Source organism: Actimicrobium sp. CCC2.4, from assembly GCF_034347385.1.
In the GTDB taxonomy this organism is placed as follows: Bacteria; Pseudomonadota; Gammaproteobacteria; order Burkholderiales; family Burkholderiaceae_D; genus Actimicrobium.
The window spans coordinates 1,018,049-1,035,738 of the sequence record NZ_CP133777.1 but is presented as its reverse complement, the minus strand read 5'-3'; the positions used below and the strand labels follow the sequence as shown (position 1 = coordinate 1,035,738).

Annotated in this window: 13 protein-coding genes; 9 read left to right on the top strand and 4 right to left on the bottom strand. The window is 62.2% G+C overall.

Annotation, left to right across the window (positions count from 1 at the left end; genetic code table 11):
- A complete protein-coding gene (locus RHM62_RS04860) occupies window positions 1-1,893 on the top strand; it encodes a response regulator (RefSeq protein WP_322124430.1) in 1,893 nt (630 codons plus the stop codon).
- Here the strand turns inward: RHM62_RS04860 and mdoH are convergent.
- Window positions 1,890-4,373, bottom strand: coding sequence for a glucans biosynthesis glucosyltransferase MdoH (mdoH, locus tag RHM62_RS04855; RefSeq protein ID WP_416172313.1), 2,484 nt, complete (start codon window positions 4,371-4,373; stop codon window positions 1,890-1,892). The two genes, RHM62_RS04860 and mdoH, sit on opposite strands and share 4 nt — an antisense overlap.
- On the bottom strand, window positions 4,346-5,893 hold the full coding sequence (locus RHM62_RS04850) for a glucan biosynthesis protein G (protein WP_322124429.1): 1,548 nt from the start codon (window positions 5,891-5,893) through the stop codon (window positions 4,346-4,348). The genes mdoH and RHM62_RS04850 overlap by 28 nt, the downstream gene beginning before the upstream one ends.
- 377 nt (window positions 5,894-6,270) lie before the next feature.
- Here RHM62_RS04850 and RHM62_RS04845 point away from each other — a divergent pair, with 377 nt between their 5' ends.
- From RHM62_RS04845 to RHM62_RS04835, 3 genes are read left to right on the top strand one after another with little or no spacing between them, the layout of a single operon-like run.
- A complete protein-coding gene (locus tag RHM62_RS04845; RefSeq protein WP_322124428.1) occupies window positions 6,271-6,645 on the top strand; it encodes an HPF/RaiA family ribosome-associated protein in 375 nt (124 codons plus the stop codon).
- A 1-nt stretch (window position 6,646) separates the two neighbouring features.
- On the top strand, window positions 6,647-6,832 hold the full coding sequence (locus tag RHM62_RS04840) for a hypothetical protein (RefSeq protein ID WP_322124427.1): 186 nt from the start codon (window positions 6,647-6,649) through the stop codon (window positions 6,830-6,832).
- 4 nt (window positions 6,833-6,836) lie between these two features.
- On the top strand, window positions 6,837-7,367 hold the full coding sequence (locus tag RHM62_RS04835) for a DUF2062 domain-containing protein (RefSeq protein WP_322124426.1): 531 nt from the start codon (window positions 6,837-6,839) through the stop codon (window positions 7,365-7,367).
- 44 nt (window positions 7,368-7,411) lie between these two features.
- Here RHM62_RS04835 and RHM62_RS04830 read toward each other — a convergent pair whose 3' ends face one another.
- Window positions 7,412-8,923: a CHAD domain-containing protein gene (locus RHM62_RS04830; protein WP_322124425.1), complete on the bottom strand. Its 1,512-nt coding sequence runs from the start codon at window positions 8,921-8,923 to the stop codon at window positions 7,412-7,414.
- 129 nt (window positions 8,924-9,052) lie between these two features.
- The gene (locus tag RHM62_RS04825) at window positions 9,053-9,361 is read right to left on the bottom strand and encodes a high-potential iron-sulfur protein (RefSeq protein WP_322124424.1); all 309 of its coding nucleotides are present in this window, start codon (window positions 9,359-9,361) and stop codon (window positions 9,053-9,055) included.
- Between the two features lie 250 nt (window positions 9,362-9,611).
- Between RHM62_RS04825 and RHM62_RS04820 the strand changes: the two genes are divergently transcribed.
- From RHM62_RS04820 to RHM62_RS04800, 5 genes are all read left to right on the top strand, one after another.
- Window positions 9,612-10,289, top strand: a complete 678-nt coding sequence (locus RHM62_RS04820; RefSeq protein WP_322124423.1) for a type 1 glutamine amidotransferase domain-containing protein — start codon at window positions 9,612-9,614, stop codon at window positions 10,287-10,289.
- A 299-nt stretch (window positions 10,290-10,588) separates the two neighbouring features.
- Entirely contained in the window at window positions 10,589-12,649 is a 2,061-nt protein-coding gene (locus RHM62_RS04815) for a S46 family peptidase (RefSeq protein ID WP_322124422.1), read from the top strand.
- A gap of 126 nt (window positions 12,650-12,775) precedes the next feature.
- Window positions 12,776-15,625: a TonB-dependent receptor domain-containing protein gene (locus RHM62_RS04810; RefSeq protein ID WP_322124421.1), complete on the top strand. Its 2,850-nt coding sequence runs from the start codon at window positions 12,776-12,778 to the stop codon at window positions 15,623-15,625.
- Between the two features lie 75 nt (window positions 15,626-15,700).
- Window positions 15,701-17,290: an amidase gene (locus RHM62_RS04805; RefSeq protein WP_322124420.1), complete on the top strand. Its 1,590-nt coding sequence runs from the start codon at window positions 15,701-15,703 to the stop codon at window positions 17,288-17,290.
- A gap of 9 nt (window positions 17,291-17,299) precedes the next feature.
- On the top strand, window positions 17,300-17,668 hold the full coding sequence (locus RHM62_RS04800) for a hypothetical protein (protein WP_322124419.1): 369 nt from the start codon (window positions 17,300-17,302) through the stop codon (window positions 17,666-17,668).
- The last annotated feature ends 22 nt before the right edge of the window (window positions 17,669-17,690 follow it).

Here is a 17,690-nt window from a genome sequence, read left to right as displayed (position 1 = left end):
ATGGCCAATCCCTTCAAATCGGTACGCGGACGCCTGTTGCTGGCGGCCATCGTGGTCGAGGCCGTGATGCTGACCTTACTGGTCTCGAACAGCCTGCGCCTGACCAACAACAATATGCTCGACCAGGTCGAGCAGCATTCGCTGCAGATCGCCCCCATCCTGATTGCCGCCACGGTGGCACCGCTGGCCCAGCGCGACTATGCCACCGTGCAATCGGTGCTCGATGAAAGTCTGAGCCGGAACGGCGTGCAGTATCTGGTGGTCATCGACCAGCAAGGCAACCGGGTCGCCGGCAGCGGCTGGCCAGAAGAGCGCATGCTGCCCATGCCCGACAAGAACTTCGACCTGGCGCAACAAACCGGCGAGCCGGTCTTTCACGTTGCGATGCCGATCCGCAGCTTTGGTCAGTCGCTCGGCGAATTGCATTTCGGCCTGGACCTGTCGCATATCCTGGTCGCCCGTCGGGCCGTACTGATCCAGGGCGCCATCATTGCCGGCAGCGAATTGTTGCTCTCGCTGGTACTGCTGACCTTGCTCGGACTGTGGATGACACGCAGTCTCGGTGCGCTGACCCGCGCCAGCAAGGCCGTCACCGACGGCAACCTGACGCCGGCCAGCGTCAGCGAAGGGCCTGACGAATTCGGCCAGCTCGGCACCGCTTTCAATGCGATGTCGCGCGCCGTCAGCGGGCGGGTGGCGGAACTGACACAGGCCAGGGACCAGGCCGAACAGGCCAACTGGGCCAAAAGCGAATTCCTGGCCAACATGAGCCACGAAATCCGCACCCCGATGAACGGCATCATCGGCATGACCGACCTGGCGCTGGACACCCGGCTCGATGGCGAACAACGCGAATACCTGACGCTGGTGAAGACCTCGTCGGCGGCCTTGCTCACCATCATCAACGACATCCTTGATTTCTCGAAAATCGAGTCCGGCAAGCTCGAACTCGAACAGATCGCGTTCGACCTGCCTGCCCTGCTGGCCAGCACCGCCAAGCTGCTGGCGGTCCAGTCCACAGAAAAAGGCCTGCATCTGGGCATCGACGTCGGCAACGAGGTTCCCGGCATACTGGTGGGTGACCCCGGACGACTGCGCCAGGTGCTGACCAACCTCATTGGCAATGCGATCAAGTTCACGGCGCAAGGCGAGATTACGGTGCAGGTGACGCTGGACGCCGCCAGTGCCGCGACAGTCCGGCTGGTATTCGCCGTCAGCGACCAGGGCATCGGCATCGCCGCCGACAAGCAGGCCAGCATCTTCGAGGCGTTCACGCAGGCCGATACCTCGACCACCCGCCAATATGGCGGCACCGGTCTGGGGCTGGCGATTTCAAGTCAGCTGGTCGCGGCGATGGACGGGACTTTGGGCGTGCGCAGCGTGGAGGGACGCGGCAGCGTGTTCACTTTCGATGCCCTGTTCGCGACCAGCCGGCCGACGATGTCGACGGCGTTAGCTGGCGCGAAAGATGACCCGTCGCCGTCAATCGCCGTTGCAGTCAACAACACACTCGTTGTACTGGTCGCGGAAGACAATCCGGTGAACCAGCGGCTGGCCGAAGTCTTGCTCACGAAATGGGGCCACCGTTTCAGCATGGCCAGTAATGGCCTTGAGGCCATCGCGCTATCGGCACAGCATGACTTCGACGTGATCCTGATGGACTTGCAAATGCCGGACATGGGCGGTCTGGAAGCGACGCGCCGGATACGCGAGCGCGAACTGCTGCAAGGCAAGCACACGCCCATCATCGCGATGACTGCCAACGCGCTCAGCGAGGACCGGCAAATCTGTCTTGACGCGGGCATGGACGACTATATTTCGAAGCCGCTGGATGTGACCTTGCTGCGCGCAGCACTGGACGCCATCGCCGTCGACCGGATGATCACGGATTAGCCAGCGGCGATCAGGTCACGCCACTGCGCGTGCGCCTGCGGTGTGCTCCACACCGCCAGATGCAACTGCGATAGCACCAGCGGATCCTGCAGCAGCAGATTGGTCTGCTGCGGTGTCAGCGCGGCAGCACCCTGCTCCAGCGCGATCCGGGCCAGCGCGGCATGACTGGCTTGCGCGGCAGCCGGCAAGCCGGGACGCGCGGTCGCGCAGGCGCACACCAATGCATTGAGTTGCGGATCGACGACGGCATCGGCAAATGTCGGTGCCGGCGAGGTCGCGGCGAGGTAAGCCGTGGTGGCGCGCAGCTCCGGCGGCGGTTTGATTTCTTCGGGAATCACGAACAGGCCGAGGCGCCGCAAGCGCCTTCCCAGCGACACCCGGCTCGACAGCACCGACAGCGGAATCGACAAGGCCAGCGAACCGACAATGGGCAGCAGCCACCACAGGAATCCCGGCTCCAGCCAGTACACGCCCGCGCCCCAGACCAGACCGAGCAGCGTATGCAAGCCATGCTTGCGCACCGCTTCAGCCCAGCTGGTTTCGGCATCGCCACGCGGTGGCGACTTCCAGCGCATTTCCCAGCCCAGAAAAGCCGCCGTCACGAAACGCGTGTGGAACAGCATGCGTACCGGTGCCAGCAAGGCCGAAAACACCAGCTCGATCAGCATTCCCAGCAGCAGGCGCAGCGTGCCGCCGTAGCGCCGCGCCCCTTGCAACGAGATCAGCACCACACTCAATATCTTGGGCAGAAAGAGCAAGGTCGCCGTCGCCGTAAACAGCGCGAGGGCTTTTTCGGGATGCCATTCGGGCCAGGTCGGAAACAACTGGCGCGGTGCCGTGAAGTACTCGGGCACCAGCAGCGTGTGCGCTGCCAGCATGCCGGTCGAGAGCCCCAGGAACAAGAACCACAGCGGTGCCGACAGGTAGGCCATCACGCCGGTGGCAAACACGGTGCGGTGTACCGGATGCATGCCGTGTGCGGTGAACAGGCGGAAATTCATCAGGTTGCCATGGCACCAGCGGCGGTCGCGCTTGAGCTCGTCGAGCAGGTTCGGTGGCATTTCTTCGTAGCTGCCGGGCAGGTCATAGGCAATCCAGACTGCCCAGCCGGCGCGCCGCATCAGCGCGGCTTCGACAAAATCATGCGACAGGATATCGCCGGACAGTCCGCCGCTTCCCGGCAGCGGTGCCAGCGCGCAATGGCGCATGAACGGTGCCAGCCGGATGATTGCGTTGTGTCCCCAATAATGGGATTCGCCAAGCTGCCAGTAGTGCAGGCCGGCCGTGAACAGCGGGCCATAGATGCGGGTCGAGAATTGCTGGATGCGCGCATACAGCGTGTCGCGGCCGGACGCGCGCGGCGCGGTCTGGATGATGCCGGAGCCGGGGTTGGCTTCCATCAATCGCACCAGCGCGGTCAGGCAACTGCCGCTCATCACGCTGTCGGCGTCGAGCACGATCATGTAGCGGTAACTGGCACCCCAGCGCCGGCAGAAATTATCGATGTTGCCGCTCTTGCGCTTGACGCGTAGCTGGCGGTGCCGGTAAAAAATCCGCGCGCTGCCGTCGACGTCGCGGCACAGCTGTTGCCATGCGGCCAGCTCGGCGACGCACAGGTCAGGATCACTGCTGTCGCTGAGGACAAAGAAATCAAATTGCGCCAGCGCATCGCTGCGCCTGACCGAATCATAGGTCGCGCGCAAACCGGCGAAGACCCGGCCAACGTCTTCGTTACAGATCGGCATGACGATGGCCGTGCGCGCCGATGCCTCAACCGGGGCACCGGCATCGGCAGCCGAAATCAGATAACGGTCACCGCGACGCAGCAGCACCAGAAAACCGGCCAGCGCGGTCCAGAATCCGACCGATACCCAGCCGAACAAAATAGCGAACAGCGCCAGTGTGACCATTTCCATCGGCTTGGCACCGTGGTACGGCAGCACCTGGCTCATGAAGTAGGTCGCCATACCGCCTTGTCCGACCATCAGGATCAGCAACACGATGCGGCGCAAGCTGCCGCCACGCTGCCAGTTTCCGCGCGGATCGGGTGCATCGGCCGCAGGCGGTCCGCGCCGGATAGCCTGCGACTCGCTATCGTAGCGGCCGGCCATCGCGCGAAACCAGCGCACCAGCGGATTGAGTTCGCCCCATGGCTGCGGCACCATCGCGGTCCGTTTCAGCGCCGGCGTGGTCGCGGTGATCTTGCCCCCTGCGGGACGGGCCGCACCGGATACCGCCATCCCTGCCAGCTGCTGACGTGCCGCCACCGAGGCGTAGGCCGGACAGGCAGCATCGTCATCGCCGGCCAGAGCAGCGTGGATCGCCTGCATCGCCGCTGGCGGATCACCGGCGGCACGGGCAGCAGCTTCCAGCACCAGCCGACGGGCCGGTGTCAGCGGCAAGCGGTCGAGATAGGCAGCGCATTGCGCATCGGGTGATGCCGGGAGAGGACTCAGTTGGGCGGCAATATGTAGCTCCAGGTTTCAGATAGGACTTCTTTTCCGTTGCGCAGGTGCGCGGTCAGTTCGACCGGCTTGGCATCGTCGTTGCGGTCCAGCCGCACGGCGATGCGCCAGCCACCCGTGACTTCGTTACGGTAGGTGTTGGTTTCCATCAGCTTGCCGTTCGCATCGATCGTGACGGCGCCTTCGAGCTTTGTCTCCGCCGGTAATTTCTTGAAAGCCGGCCCTTCAAAATCGATAATCAGCGCGAGGCTTTCATCGACTTTTTTGGTGTACCCATGACCGCGCCGGGTTTGCGTCACCCAGGCATGCGGCGGGCGGGTCTCGGATTCTTTTTCCCAGCGCATCTTGTACTCGACGTTGAAAGGTTGTCCCGGTTTCGGATTCTGTTCCGGCGTCCAGAACGCCACCGCGTTGTCGTTGGTTTCATCGGCCGTCGGCAACTGGACCAGTTCGATACGACCCTTGCCCCATTTACCGGTCGGTTCTATCCAGACACTGGGCCGTTTTTCATAGCGCGCTTCGAGATCCTGAAAGCTCGAAAAATTCCGTTCGCGCTGCATCAGCCCGAAGCCTTTCGGATTCTCGAGGGCAAATGACGTCACCAGCAAGCGCTTCGGATTGACCAGTGGCCGCCAGATCCATTCATCGCTGCCGGTTTGCACCGACAAGCCATCCGAGTCATGCACTTCGGGCCGATAGTCCTCAACCGTCGAACGCTGGTTCTCGCCAAAAAAGTACATGCTGGTCAGCGGTGCAATCCCCAGCGTCGCGACATTCTCGCGCAGGAACAACTGGGCCTTGACGTCCACTTCCGTATCGCTGCCCGGCTTGATGGTGAACCGGTAGGCCCCGGTGGCACGACGCGAATCGAGCAGCGCGTAAATCGTCAGTTCTTTGGCATTGCCATCGGGACGGTCCAGCCAGAACTCGGAAAACTGCGGGAACTCTTCGCCGGAATTTTGCGCAGTATCAATCGACAGGCCACGTGCCGATGCACCGTAACCCTGCCCCTTGCCGAGCGCCCGGAAATAACTGGCCCCCAGGAACACCACCACTTCATCCTTGTACTTTTTCGAGTTCAGCGCCGTGTGCACCCGAAACCCGGCAAAACCGAGTTGTTCAAGCTGCTTTCGATCCACTACGTTCTTACCGTAATGGAAGGACTGCGGATCAAATTTGATCTCGCGCACCCTTTTGTTCATGATTTCGTTGATCTTCACCGGGTGATCGTAAAACAATCCCTGATGAAAAAAAGCCACCTCGAAAGGTAGCTTGGCGCTACGCCACAGCGATTTGTCGGGATTGAAGCGGATATCGCGGTACTGATCGTAGCTGAGGTTGTCGATGCTCTTGGGCAGATTGCTGGCAGGTTTTTTATAGGTACTTTGCGACAGCAGCCTGGCACGCTGGGCGACGTCGGCAAAATCAAAGGCCAAGGCACTGTTGCCGGCCAGCGCGGCGCAGGCGGCCAACAGCAATGCGAGCAAATACCAGAGTGAACCGGCGGACGCCGGCCGCGGAGTTGTTGAATGCATGGGAATCCTGTAAGAGGCGGTGATCAATGCACAGAGGACGGGACGCAGAGCCGCGGTAACCGGCGCACTGAAAAGTGATTTAGTCTGCGGAATTGACTTTTCGTTCCCTTGGGCGATATCGCGTTAGCCGATCGCAATATTGCTTGGCCCTGATCTTTATACAGCCAACCTTCTTGCGGCAGCAATATCCAAATAAACTGTTACTTCCGGCAACTAACAGAAGAAAAGTACCCGTCACCGGCTTTATCGGCACGCCTGCGCAGCAAGTCCGGTCGCTACTTTCTCTTTACCGAACCTATCGACAGCTTTAGGCAGGCATTTACCGGGCGTGAAGTGCGTACCATCAACGCTTCCTTACTCCACGAAAGGATCATTTCATGAACCTCCAGATGGTTGCCCAGGATTTCTCCCTTACTCCCTCGCTGCAGGATTATCTCCAACGCCGCCTCAGTGCGGCCTTCGCCCGTGTCAGCAGCCGCGTGATGCGTATCGTCGTACATTTGCGCGATCTCAATGGACCGCGCGGCGGTTGCGACATGGCCTGCCAGATCAGCGTGACCATTCCCGGCCAGCCGGCCGTGGTGATCCGCGAAGTGCAAAGCGACATGTACAAGGCGATCAACGCCGCCATCAAACGCGCCGCCTACCGCGCCCGCGTCGTGACCCACAGACGGAGTTCACCGCGCTACGCGAAACCCGACGTGATGCCGGACACGTCCCTGCACAGCGAGGAGCCCGGTGCGCGTGATTAACATGGCAGGCCTCAGGAAACTGGGGCTGAACCTGCTGAAAATCCCGCCGCTGCTACTACTGGCGGCGGTCAGCCTGCTGATCGGACTGGCTGTCATCGCGGCCCTGACATGGCGCAAACGGGCAGCCCGTCCGCCACCGTTGCGAACGTTGCAATGCCCTCTGCAACTCCCTTTTCCCAAGGAATAAGCGCATGGCCAAATCATTGCGTGAATGGTTACGCGGCGCCGACATGATCAAGAAGCATCCGCAGATCGCGCGCTTTCTTGGTAGTGCGCAACCGCACATCTGGATACCGCGCCGTCGCTCGGTAGCGCTGGGCGCGGCCATCGGTGGCGCGATCAGCATCGTGCCGCTACCGGCACAAACCCTGATTGCCGCGCTGCTGGCCGTGCGCTTCAAGGCCCATCTGCCGACCGCCGTGGTACTGACTTTTCTGAGTAATCCGCTGACCGCATTGCCCCTCTTGTGCCTGGCCTGGATGCTGGGCGCGCTGTGCCTTGGCCACCCGCTGGCCTGGCCGGAACAGGCCTTCGGTGCCGGTAGCGGACAATGGCTGGAATGGATCCGGACAGCCGGCAAGCCGCTGCTGCTCGGGATGCCTTTGCTCGCGGCGCTGCTGAGCCTGTCGCTGTTCGGCTTGACGCATGCCGGCTGGCGCTTCGCGATCGTGCGGCAGTGGCGCACCCGCCGCAGCGCGCGCAGCCGGCACACGCCGGGCTGAGGAAGCTGCCGGAAAGGCGTGCTTCGTGATCCGGCGCCGCGCCGTTACCCGGGAATTTTCTTCGCACCAAAGCGCCGCGCCTGCTCGCGCATCAGCCGGTCATCGATCGCCGCGCCGGCACTGAGGAAGCCGCGCACGAAGCCGGCGCTGCAGGCCAGTTCCAGCGGCCCGTCCTGCAACTGCCGCAGCAGGCGATCAGCCACCGCCGCATCGTTGCTGCTGCCCAGCTGGTCCTGCAGCATCGCCAGTCCTTCGGCGTAGCGCCGCATCTTTTTCGCCGGGTACAGCGCACTGAAAAACTCAATCGCATAGCGCATTTTTTTGACCGCGATACGCAGGCGATGGCGCGCCTGCGCGCTGCTCTCGTCCAATTGCTTGCCGCGCCGGCGCAGCCGCTGCTGGTGATGTTCGAGCAGACCACGGCTGTATCCCGGCAGGCGCTTCATCAGATGATCCGGCTGCGCGCCGACCACCAGCAACCAGCGCGCCAGCCCCAGCATCAGCCGCGTGGTGCGTGGCGAACCGACCGCGGCCGCTGCTGCGGCGTGCTTCTCGCGTGAATGCACCAGTGCCGCCAGCCCGAGTCCGGCCAGCCGCACTTCGCCGCGGGCCGCTGCCGCGACCGCCGGCAAGGTCGTCCCGACCAGTACATCCCAGTCGCGCGCCGCGCCGAGCTGCTCCATGAGCCAGTCCAGATCGGCTTGCAACGGCGCAGGCAAGGGCTGCAAGCCGCGAAACAGATCGAGGGCACAGCGCAAGCGGCGCAATCCGACCCGCATCTGGTGCAGGCTTTCGGTATCGAGCCGGTGCACCACGCCCGCCTCGTTGCCCTGGACTTGCGCCAGGCAATTGGCAGCGATCACCTGGAACGCCTGGACGATGGTCATCTGGCGGTGCAGCACCAGCGCTTGCGCTTTCACGGCGGCTACCGGTTGCGGCACGTACAGCGCGTAACCGCGATCGGCCTTGCTCAGATTGCTGATCTGCAGCGCGACATCCTGTTGCAGCGCGAGTGCCACGTCGAACAGATGCAGCGGGTCCCCTGTCTTGAGCTCAAGCTCGATTTCACTGACCGGAATGCGTTGGCCGTCCCGCTCGAGAAAGCCGATGTCGAGCACGCATTCAATGTCATCGCCGCCGGCCAGCTGCAAGTCCCAGATTGTGCGGGTCACCTGCGTGCTGAAAATCGGCAGCAATTGTTCTTCGCAACCCGGCGTACGCAACAGCTGGCCCCAGGCGCTTTTGCGATCGACCAGCGCACGCAACAGCGCCAGATCGGGCACCGGCCCGGCCACGCGGGTTTCCCATTCATGCCGGCTGTGCAAACCGCCGGCCACGCTGCCGCCGGCCTTCAGTGTCTGTATCCATTCATCGCCGACACGCCGGACCCGCAAGCCGGCACCGGCGGTGCGCAACTGCAGCTCCGGCGTATCGAAATACAGGTCGTGCATGACCTGGTCACGCGGCGCGGTGCGGGCAAATTCCTTGAGCAGCGGATGGGCGCGCAAAGCGGCGACATCATTCGCATTGATCAGCAATTTCAGTTCGACTTCCATGATGGGCAATCCTGTTGAGCCGGCACGTCACCGGCGTGGACATAGTAAAAGACAGTCAGCCGCGAACGGCGAAAAAAAACACGCTCACGGCGTGTTTTTTTGTGGGTCAACAGGTCGATGACCGGTCGATCATGCCTTCTTGGCGTAGGCGCTGCACCATCCGGCGGCGGCAACTTGCTTGCCCGGGAACAGCGCGCAATTACCGTAGCCTGTCGCCCCACCGGCGTACAACTGGCAGCTGGCGCAATGTTGGCCGGCAGCGTATTTCGGGTATTTGACTTTATCTGTCTTGGTAGCATCTTCCTTGTAGGCCAGCGCGACGGCTTGCGCATCGGTTTCAGCGACTTTGGCGGCTTGCGCCTGGCTCAGTGTGGCCGATACCAGTGCGGCGGAGCCGACCAGCGAATGGATAACGAACGTTCTGCGGTTCATGGTCATGGTGAATCCTCAAGGTGGGAAATCAGTTGGCTTGAAAAAGGCTTACTGCCCGAATTACGAAAAGCCGGCCGAGTCTAGCATCGTTGGAAAGAATTTTCAGGTATCCGGACGGTATGACCAAAGCGTCGTCGCAAGTGCGCCAGCGCACTGACAAGCACGCCGGAGGCAGCGTACGCTCCACGATTGCTTTCCTTGCCAGCGTCATGCTGCGCAGCGAAAAACACCCACATCCCCGATAGAAAGGCTCGCTATGCATATCCTGATGGTACTGACCTCACACGACAAACTCGGCGATACCGGCCACAAGACCGGTTTCTGGCTGGAAGAATTCGCCGCACCGTATTACCTTTTCAAGGACGCCGGCGTGACGCTGACGCTGGCTTCGCCGCTGGGCGGCCAACCGCCGCTGGACCCGAAAAGCGATGACACGTCAGCGCAAACCAAGGCCACCGAACGCTTCAAGGAAGATGCTGAAGCACAAGCCGCCCTCGCCAACACCGTGACCCTCACCAGTGTCGATGTCAGCAGTGTCGATGCGGTCTTTTATCCGGGTGGCCACGGGCCATTGTGGGATCTGGCCGAAGACGCCACCTCGATCAAACTGATCGAAACCCTGCTGGCAGCCGGCAAACCGGTCTCAGCAGTTTGCCACGCACCCGCGGTGCTGCGCCATCCGAAAGGCGCCGATGGCAAATCCGTCGTCGCCGGCAAGGCTGTTACCGGCTTCACCAATACCGAAGAACAGGCGGTCGGGCTGACCGATGTCGTGCCTTTCCTGGTCGAAGACATGCTGCGGCAAAACGGCGGCACCTACTCCAAGCTGGCCGACTGGGAGCCGTATGTCGTCACTGATGGCCTGCTCATCACCGGCCAGAATCCAGCCTCGTCGGAGCCGGCTGCGAAGGCTTTGCTGAAATTGCTGGGCTAGATCAACAGCGCAGCGTCGTAGCGTCGTAGGGTTCAATAACCGTAGGGCATTGCACCGTTCGACGCCCGCCACTTCCGACCGTCCGGCGGTACATTCGCGTGGGCACGATTCTCCCGTGCCCACCCACCGTTCCGCGACAAAATCTTCACGCTTCTATTTTTTTCCTGACCAAATTTGCGCTATCTCTGATGGCGCAACACCACGCAATACCCCTCCCTCCGCGAATCTAAGTTTCTAAAAAACATTGTTTTTTAACCTATGCTACTGTCTTTCCCATAATTAAAACTTGGGAGATATTCGTGCGTAATACTTCGTTTCTAGCCATCCTGTTTGCGTTGCCCGGCCTGAGCTTTGCGGCCGAAGGCATGTGGACGCTGGACAACCTGCCGACCGCCCGCTTGCAGGCTGGCTATGACTTCACTCCTACTGCCGCCTGGACCAACCGGATGATGCAAGGTTCGGCGCGGATTGCCGGCGGCTGTTCGGCGTCGTTCATCTCGAAAGATGGCCTGGTGATGACCAATCACCACTGCGCCTCCGAATGCGTCGATCAGCTCTCGAGCGCCAGCAAGAACTACATGCAGGATGGATTCCTGGCACGCCAGCGCGAGCAGGAAGTGCGCTGTCCGGAAATCGAGCTGAACCGGCTCGAGCTGATCACCGACGTGACCAGCCAGGTCAAGAACGCCACCCGCGGCTTGCAGGGCGAGGCATTCAAGGCAGCACAAAACGGAATCAAGGCCACACTTGCCTCGGCCTGTATCGGCAAGGAGCGCGAGACCGTGCGCTGCGACGTCGTCGACCTGTATCACGGCGGTCGCTATCACCTGTACCGCTACCATCGCTTCCAGGACACCCGGCTGGTCTGGGTGCCGGAGAAAGACAGCGCCTTTTTTGGCGGTGATCCGGACAACTTCAACTTCCCGCGCTTCGACCTCGATATTGCGCTGGTGCGCGCCTACGAAAACGGTAAGCCGGCCGCCATCACCAACTTCCTGCCCTTCAGCAAAAACGGCGCTGCCGACAAGGAACTGGTGTTCGTCACCGGCCATCCCGGATCGACCCAGCGTCAGTTGACGATGGCGCAACTCGACACGATCCGCGACCTCGGCCTGATCGGTGGCTTGCTGGAACTGGCCGAATTGCGCGGCGTGCTGGCGCAGTTCGGCAAGAGCAATCCGGAAGCCGCACGAATTTCCGAAGGCACGCTGTTTGGCGTTGAAAACAGCTACAAGGCGATGTTCGGCGAACTGAGCGCCCTGCTTGACCCGGCCCTGCGCGAACGCAAGCTGGCCGAAGAGGTCGAACTGCGTCGCTATACCGCCGCCAGCAGCGCCCTTGCCGGCACCGTCGGCCCGGCCTGGGACGCCATCGCCGCCGCCCAGCAAACCTATCGCCAACTGGAAAAACCCTACGGCATGATCGAACGCGGGCGCGCCTTCAACAGCACGTATTTCGAGTACGCCCGCCTGCTGGTGCGTGCCGCCCGCGAACGCAGCCTGCCGAACGGCCAGCGCCTGCCGGAGTTCACTGACGGCAAGCTGCCTGAACTGGAACAGCAGCTGTTTTCCAGTGCGCCGGTCTACCCCGTGTTCGAACAGGTCAAGTTCGGCTTTTCGCTGACCAAGCTGCGCGAACGGCTCGGTAGCGACCATCCGCTGGTCAAGCAGGTACTGGGCCGGCAATCGCCGGAGCAACTCGCCGCCGCGCTGATCGGCAACACCCGTCTCGGCGACATCGCGGCACGCAAGGCGCTGTGGGAAGGCGGCCAGGCCGCCATCGAAGGCTCCGATGATCCGTTCATACGGCTCGCACTGGCCATCGATCCGGCCGCACGGACGCTGCGCAAGGACTACGAACGCGAGGTCGAATCCATCGTCGAACGCAACTCGGAACTGATCGCCCAAGCCCGCTTCGCCCAGCGCGGCACCGGCGACTATCCGGATGCCACCTTCACGTTGCGCCTGTCCTATGGCGAAGTGCAGGGCTGGGAAGAAGCCGGTAAGCCGGTCGCGCCATTCACCACGATCGGCGGTGCGTTCGAACGCGATACCGGCGTCGCCCCGTTCGCCTTGCCGGCCTCGTGGCTGGCAGCGAAATCGCGTCTGAATCTATCGCAAGCGTTCAATTTTTCGACCACCAACGACATCATCGGCGGCAACTCCGGCAGCCCGATGGTCAACCGCAATGGCGAAATCGTCGGCCTGATCTTCGACGGCAATATCCACTCGCTGGGCGGCGCATTCTGGTTCGATCCGCGCCTCAACCGGGCGGTCGCCGTGCACAGCGGTGCCATCCTCGAAACCCTGTCCGTGATCTACGGCGCGACTGCACTGGTCCGGGAAATCCGTCCCGACTGAGCGCACAACACACCTCTTTACCAACCGACAGCAGGGGAGCAAGCGCTCCCGAACTGCGCGCACCGCTGTATCTGCCGGGACACTATCCTGTGCCCGGCAACCCGAGGATGAAGACTGGAATCAACGATGAAATCCATGCAGAGAACCATCAAGATCAATGCGCTGGCACTGGGCAGTCTGGCCCTGATGCCGCTGGCGATCCACAACGCCCATGCGCAACAAGTTGACGGCGACAAGGTCCAGCGGGTCGAGGTGACCGGATCGAATATCCGTCGCGTCGACAAGGAAACGCCCAGTCCGGTGCAGGTCATCACGCTGCAGGACTTGAAGGCATCGGGCTACACCGATGTGTCCAGCGTCTTGCGCAACATCACGGCCAACGGGGCGGGCACGCTGTCGCAATCGTTCAACGGCGCTTTTGCCGGCGGTGCCAGCGGCGTCGCCTTGCGCGGCCTGACGGTGGGCGCGACGCTGGTGCTGATCGATGGCCACCGGATGGCACCGTATGCCTTGTCCGATGACGGCCAGCGCAGCTTCGTCGATATCAGCCAGATTCCGTTCGAGGCAATCGACCGCATCGAAGTCCTGAAGGACGGCGCGTCGTCGGTGTACGGCTCGGATGCCGTCGCCGGCGTGGTCAACGTGATCCTGAAAAAAACCTATGTCGGCCAGGAAATCGCTGCCGAAACCGGCACCAGCACGCGCGGTGGCGGCACCACCAGCCACGCTTCCGGCATCATCGGCTGGGGCAATCTGGCCGAAGACGGCCGCAATACCTACCTGTCCATCGAATACCGCAAGCAGGACAAAATCCTGGTCTCGCAGCGCGGCAACATGGCCTTCACGAATACCGACCTGAGCAGCCAGGGCGGCAACAACCTGACGTCGGGCGTGCCGAACAATCTCAATGCCGGCTATCCGGGCAGCATCACCGGCTACCTGCTTGATCCGGTCAGCGGCAACATCAGCGGCTTCCTGCCGGGCTGCGATGCCACCCGCCTCGCGGCCGGACAATGCGCGTACCGTACTGCCAACCTCGAAGTCCAGCCGCAAACCCGCAACATCAATATCATCGGTTCGCACACGCAAAAACTGGGCGGCGACTGGGAACTCAAGCTCAAGGGCTCGCTGTTCGATTCGCAAGCCGAGCAGATCAACGGCTATTCCAGCACTGGCGGCCTGAGCGGCTTGTCATCAGTGGCCTACAAGCCGGGCGGCATCCCGTTCATCACGCCGGCCAATGCGCCGTTGCTCATCACGGTGCCATCGACCTATCCGGGCAACACCACCGGCGCGACGCAGGTCTTGCAATACAACTTCGCCAACCTGGGCGGCAGTTCGACCGCCGTCGATTCACAGACCTACCGTTTTGTCGGCGACCTCAGCGGCACGCTCGGCAAATGGGATGTGACTGCCTCGGCCGGCTTCACGGAAAACATCGTCAAGCTGACCGGTCATGGCTCGATCAATTTCCTGAACCTGCAATCGGCGCTGAACAATCCGGCCACGCCGTATCTGGTTGGCCAGGCAGCCGGTGGCAACAGCGCCGCCGCCAATGCCTTCGTCGCGCCGAAAACCAGTTCGAAAGCCACCGACATCCTCGAATTCGTCAGCCTGCGCGGCACGCGTGAGCTGATGGATCTGGCGGGCGGTCCGCTGGCCATTGGTGTCGGCACCGAGTTCACCCACCGTGAACTCAATTCGCAAGCCGCTGATGCCTTTGCCAATGGCACACAGGTTGGCAATAATGCCTTTGCGATCGGCAACCAGAACATCGCGGCGGCGTATCTCGAACTGGTCGCCCCGGTGCTCAAGAACCTCGAGCTTGACGGCGCAGTGCGCTTCGACAAGTACAACGGCAGCAGCAGCGCAACCAGCCCGAAAGTCGGCTTCAAGTTTGCACCACTGGAAGTGGTGACCTTCCGCGGCACCTATGCCGAAGGATTCCGGGCACCGAATCCGGCCGAAAACGGCAACGCCGGCCAGTCGTTTTACTACACCACTTACCGCGACAACACGCTTTGCCCGAACACCGCGCCGGGTGTCGATCCGGCCACGCTGGCCGGCAACTATCCGCGCCAGTGCGCCATTGGCCTGCTCGGCGTGCAGCAACCAAATGCCAGGCTCAAACCCGAAACCTCGAAGTCCTACACGCTGGGCATCATCTTCGAGCCGACCAGGCAGTTCAATCTGTCGGCGGATTTCTATGACATCCGCATTGCCAACCAGATCATCTCCAGCTCGGGGGACCCGACCTACAGCTTTGTCAATAATCTGGTGCGCTCGTCGCCGACCATTCAGCCATTCAATGGCGCCGGCGGCAGCGTCAACCAGACCCCGGGTGCCGGCAATATCCTGTTCGCGCCGTTCCCGTATGAAAATGCCCAGAGTACCCATACGCGCGGCGTCGACCTCGACATGCGCTACACGATGAACCTGAAAGCCGCCGGCAAGCTGACCGTCGAATTCCAGGAATCGCATATGTTCAAGTACGAGCAGGTCGGCGCCGATGGCACCGTCTACCAGTTGGCCGGCACGCATGGTCCGTCGGGCGTCTCGGGCGATACCGGCAATCCGCGTGACCGCGCTCATCTGATCACGACCTGGGAGAACGGTCCGTTGAGCATCGCCGGCACGGTCAACTGGATCAGTAGTTTCAAGGTCACCGACCCGACCGTTGGCGCTGTCGATTGCGCCAGTGCGATCAACAATTCGTTCAGCGGTCCGGCGTTTTCGGCAGCCGTACCGGCACAGTATTGCCGCGTTGCCAGCTTCACGACGCTCGATGTCTACAGCAGCTACAAGTACGACAAGCACTGGACTTTCCACGCCTCAGTGCAGAATGCGTTGAACAAGGCACCACCGCTGGATTACCAGACCTACGGCGGCGCGGGTGGTACCTTCTTCGACGCCGGCCTGCATCAAGCCGGCGCGGTCGGACGCTTCATTAACGTTGGCGCAGCGTACAAGTTTTAAGTTAGCCTGCAACGATGGCCGCCCCGCCAGAGGCACCGCGGCGGGGCTTTTTTATTGCATCACCACGGAGCCACCATGAATCGCAGAAATTTCATCAAGTTGAGCGCCGCTGCAGGCGCCATCGGCACTATCGCGGCGCCCGCCGATGCGGCCGGCAGCAAGATCAACCTGGTCGAGGCCGATGTGGCCCAATTGCAGGCCGCCATGCGCAGCGGGTCGCTGAGCTCGCGGACGCTGACCGCGCATTACCTGGCCCGCATCAAGGCCTTCGATAAATCAGGCCCGCACCTCAATGCCGTCATCGAGCGCAATCCCGACGCGCTGGCGATTGCCAGCGCGCTCGATGCCGAGCGCAAGGCAACCGGTCCGCGCGGTCCGCTGCACGGCATCCCGGTCCTCATCAAAGACAACATCGCCACCGCGGATGCGATGCAAACGACTGCCGGTTCGTTCGCGCTGGTCGGCGCGAAAGCCCCGCGCGATGCGTTTCTGGTCACGCAATTGCGCGCTGCCGGTGCCGTCATCCTCGGCAAGACCAACTTGAGCGAATGGGCCAATATCCGCTCGACCCGCTCGACTTCGGGCTGGAGCGCGCGCGGCGGCCTGACCCGTAATCCCTATGCGCTGGATCGCAATACCAGCGGCTCAAGCTCCGGTTCGGCGGCGGCAATCGCTGCCAGCCTTGCAGCGATTGCGGTGGGTACCGAAACCGATGGCTCGATCACTTCGCCGGCGTCGATTTGCGGGCTGGTCGGCCTCAAACCGACGGTCGGCCTGATCAGCCGCGACGGCATCATTCCGATCTCGCACAGCCAGGACACGCCCGGCCCGATGACCCGCAGCGTCGCCGATGCCGCCGTGCTGCTGGGTGCGATGACCGGCGTCGATGCACGCGATGCCGCCACCGCCGGTAGCGCCGGCAAAGCCCGCGATTACACCCGCTTCCTTGATGCCGATGGTTTGCGCGGTGCCCGCATTGGCGTAGTCACCAATGCCCGCTCCTCCCACCCGGCCGTGCAGGATATCGCCGACGCGGCGCTACTGGTCCTGAAAGCCAAAGGCGCAATCCTGATCGACGTCGAACTACCCAATATCAGCAAGTACGGCGACTCGGAACTGGAAGTGATGCTGTATGAACTGAAGGCCGACCTCAATGTCTATCTGGCCGAATTCGGGCAAGGCGCAGCGGTGCGTTCGCTCAAGGATGTGATCGCCTTCAACCTGATCCACCGGCCCATCGAGATGGGTTTCTTCGACCAGGAACTATTCTTGCGGGCCGAGGCCAAGGGCGGTCTCGACAGCCAGGAATACCGCGATGCGCTGGCCAATAACCAGCGCTATTCGCGTGCCGAAGGTATCGATCAGGTATTGGCCGAGTTCAAACTCGATGCGCTGTTTGCACCGACCGGCGGACCGGCATGGCTGACCGATCCGGTCAATGCCGATCACTACGGCGAGAGTTTTTCGAGTCCGGCAGCGGTGGCCGGTTATCCGCACATCACGGTGCCGGCCGGCTACGTGGCGGGTCTGCCGGTGGGCGTGTCGTTTGTCGCCGGTGCGTATGCCGAGGGCATGCTGATCAAGCTGGCGTATTCCTATGAGCAGGCAACCCGGCATCGACGCGCACCGACGTTCCCGGCTAGCGTGACGCCGAAATTCGGTTAGACTGCGCGCATGAAAATTTTGTCCCTGCGACGCCTGCTGGTCGTCTTCGTTGTCATTGCCGGCGTGCTATTTGCACAGCTGGCGCTGGCCGCGTACGCGTGTCCGGGGCAGACCAGCGCGATGGTGGTGCAGGCGATGCCTGATTGTGTCGGCATGGACACGGCGCAACCGGCGCTGTGCCATGCCTCCCAGCACGATGGCCACCAAGCTCCGGACAAACCCGTCGCGCCGCCGGTCGCGCTGTTTATCCCAACCGCGCTGGTACAACTGCTGGCCCCGGCCACGCTGCCAACACCGCGCAGCCTGCTGCCCGGCTTCGTGTTGGCGCGTACCACCGCTCCCCCCAGCAACCTCCTGCACTGCCGCTTCCAGCTCTGATTTTTCCGGTACTGAACCTGTC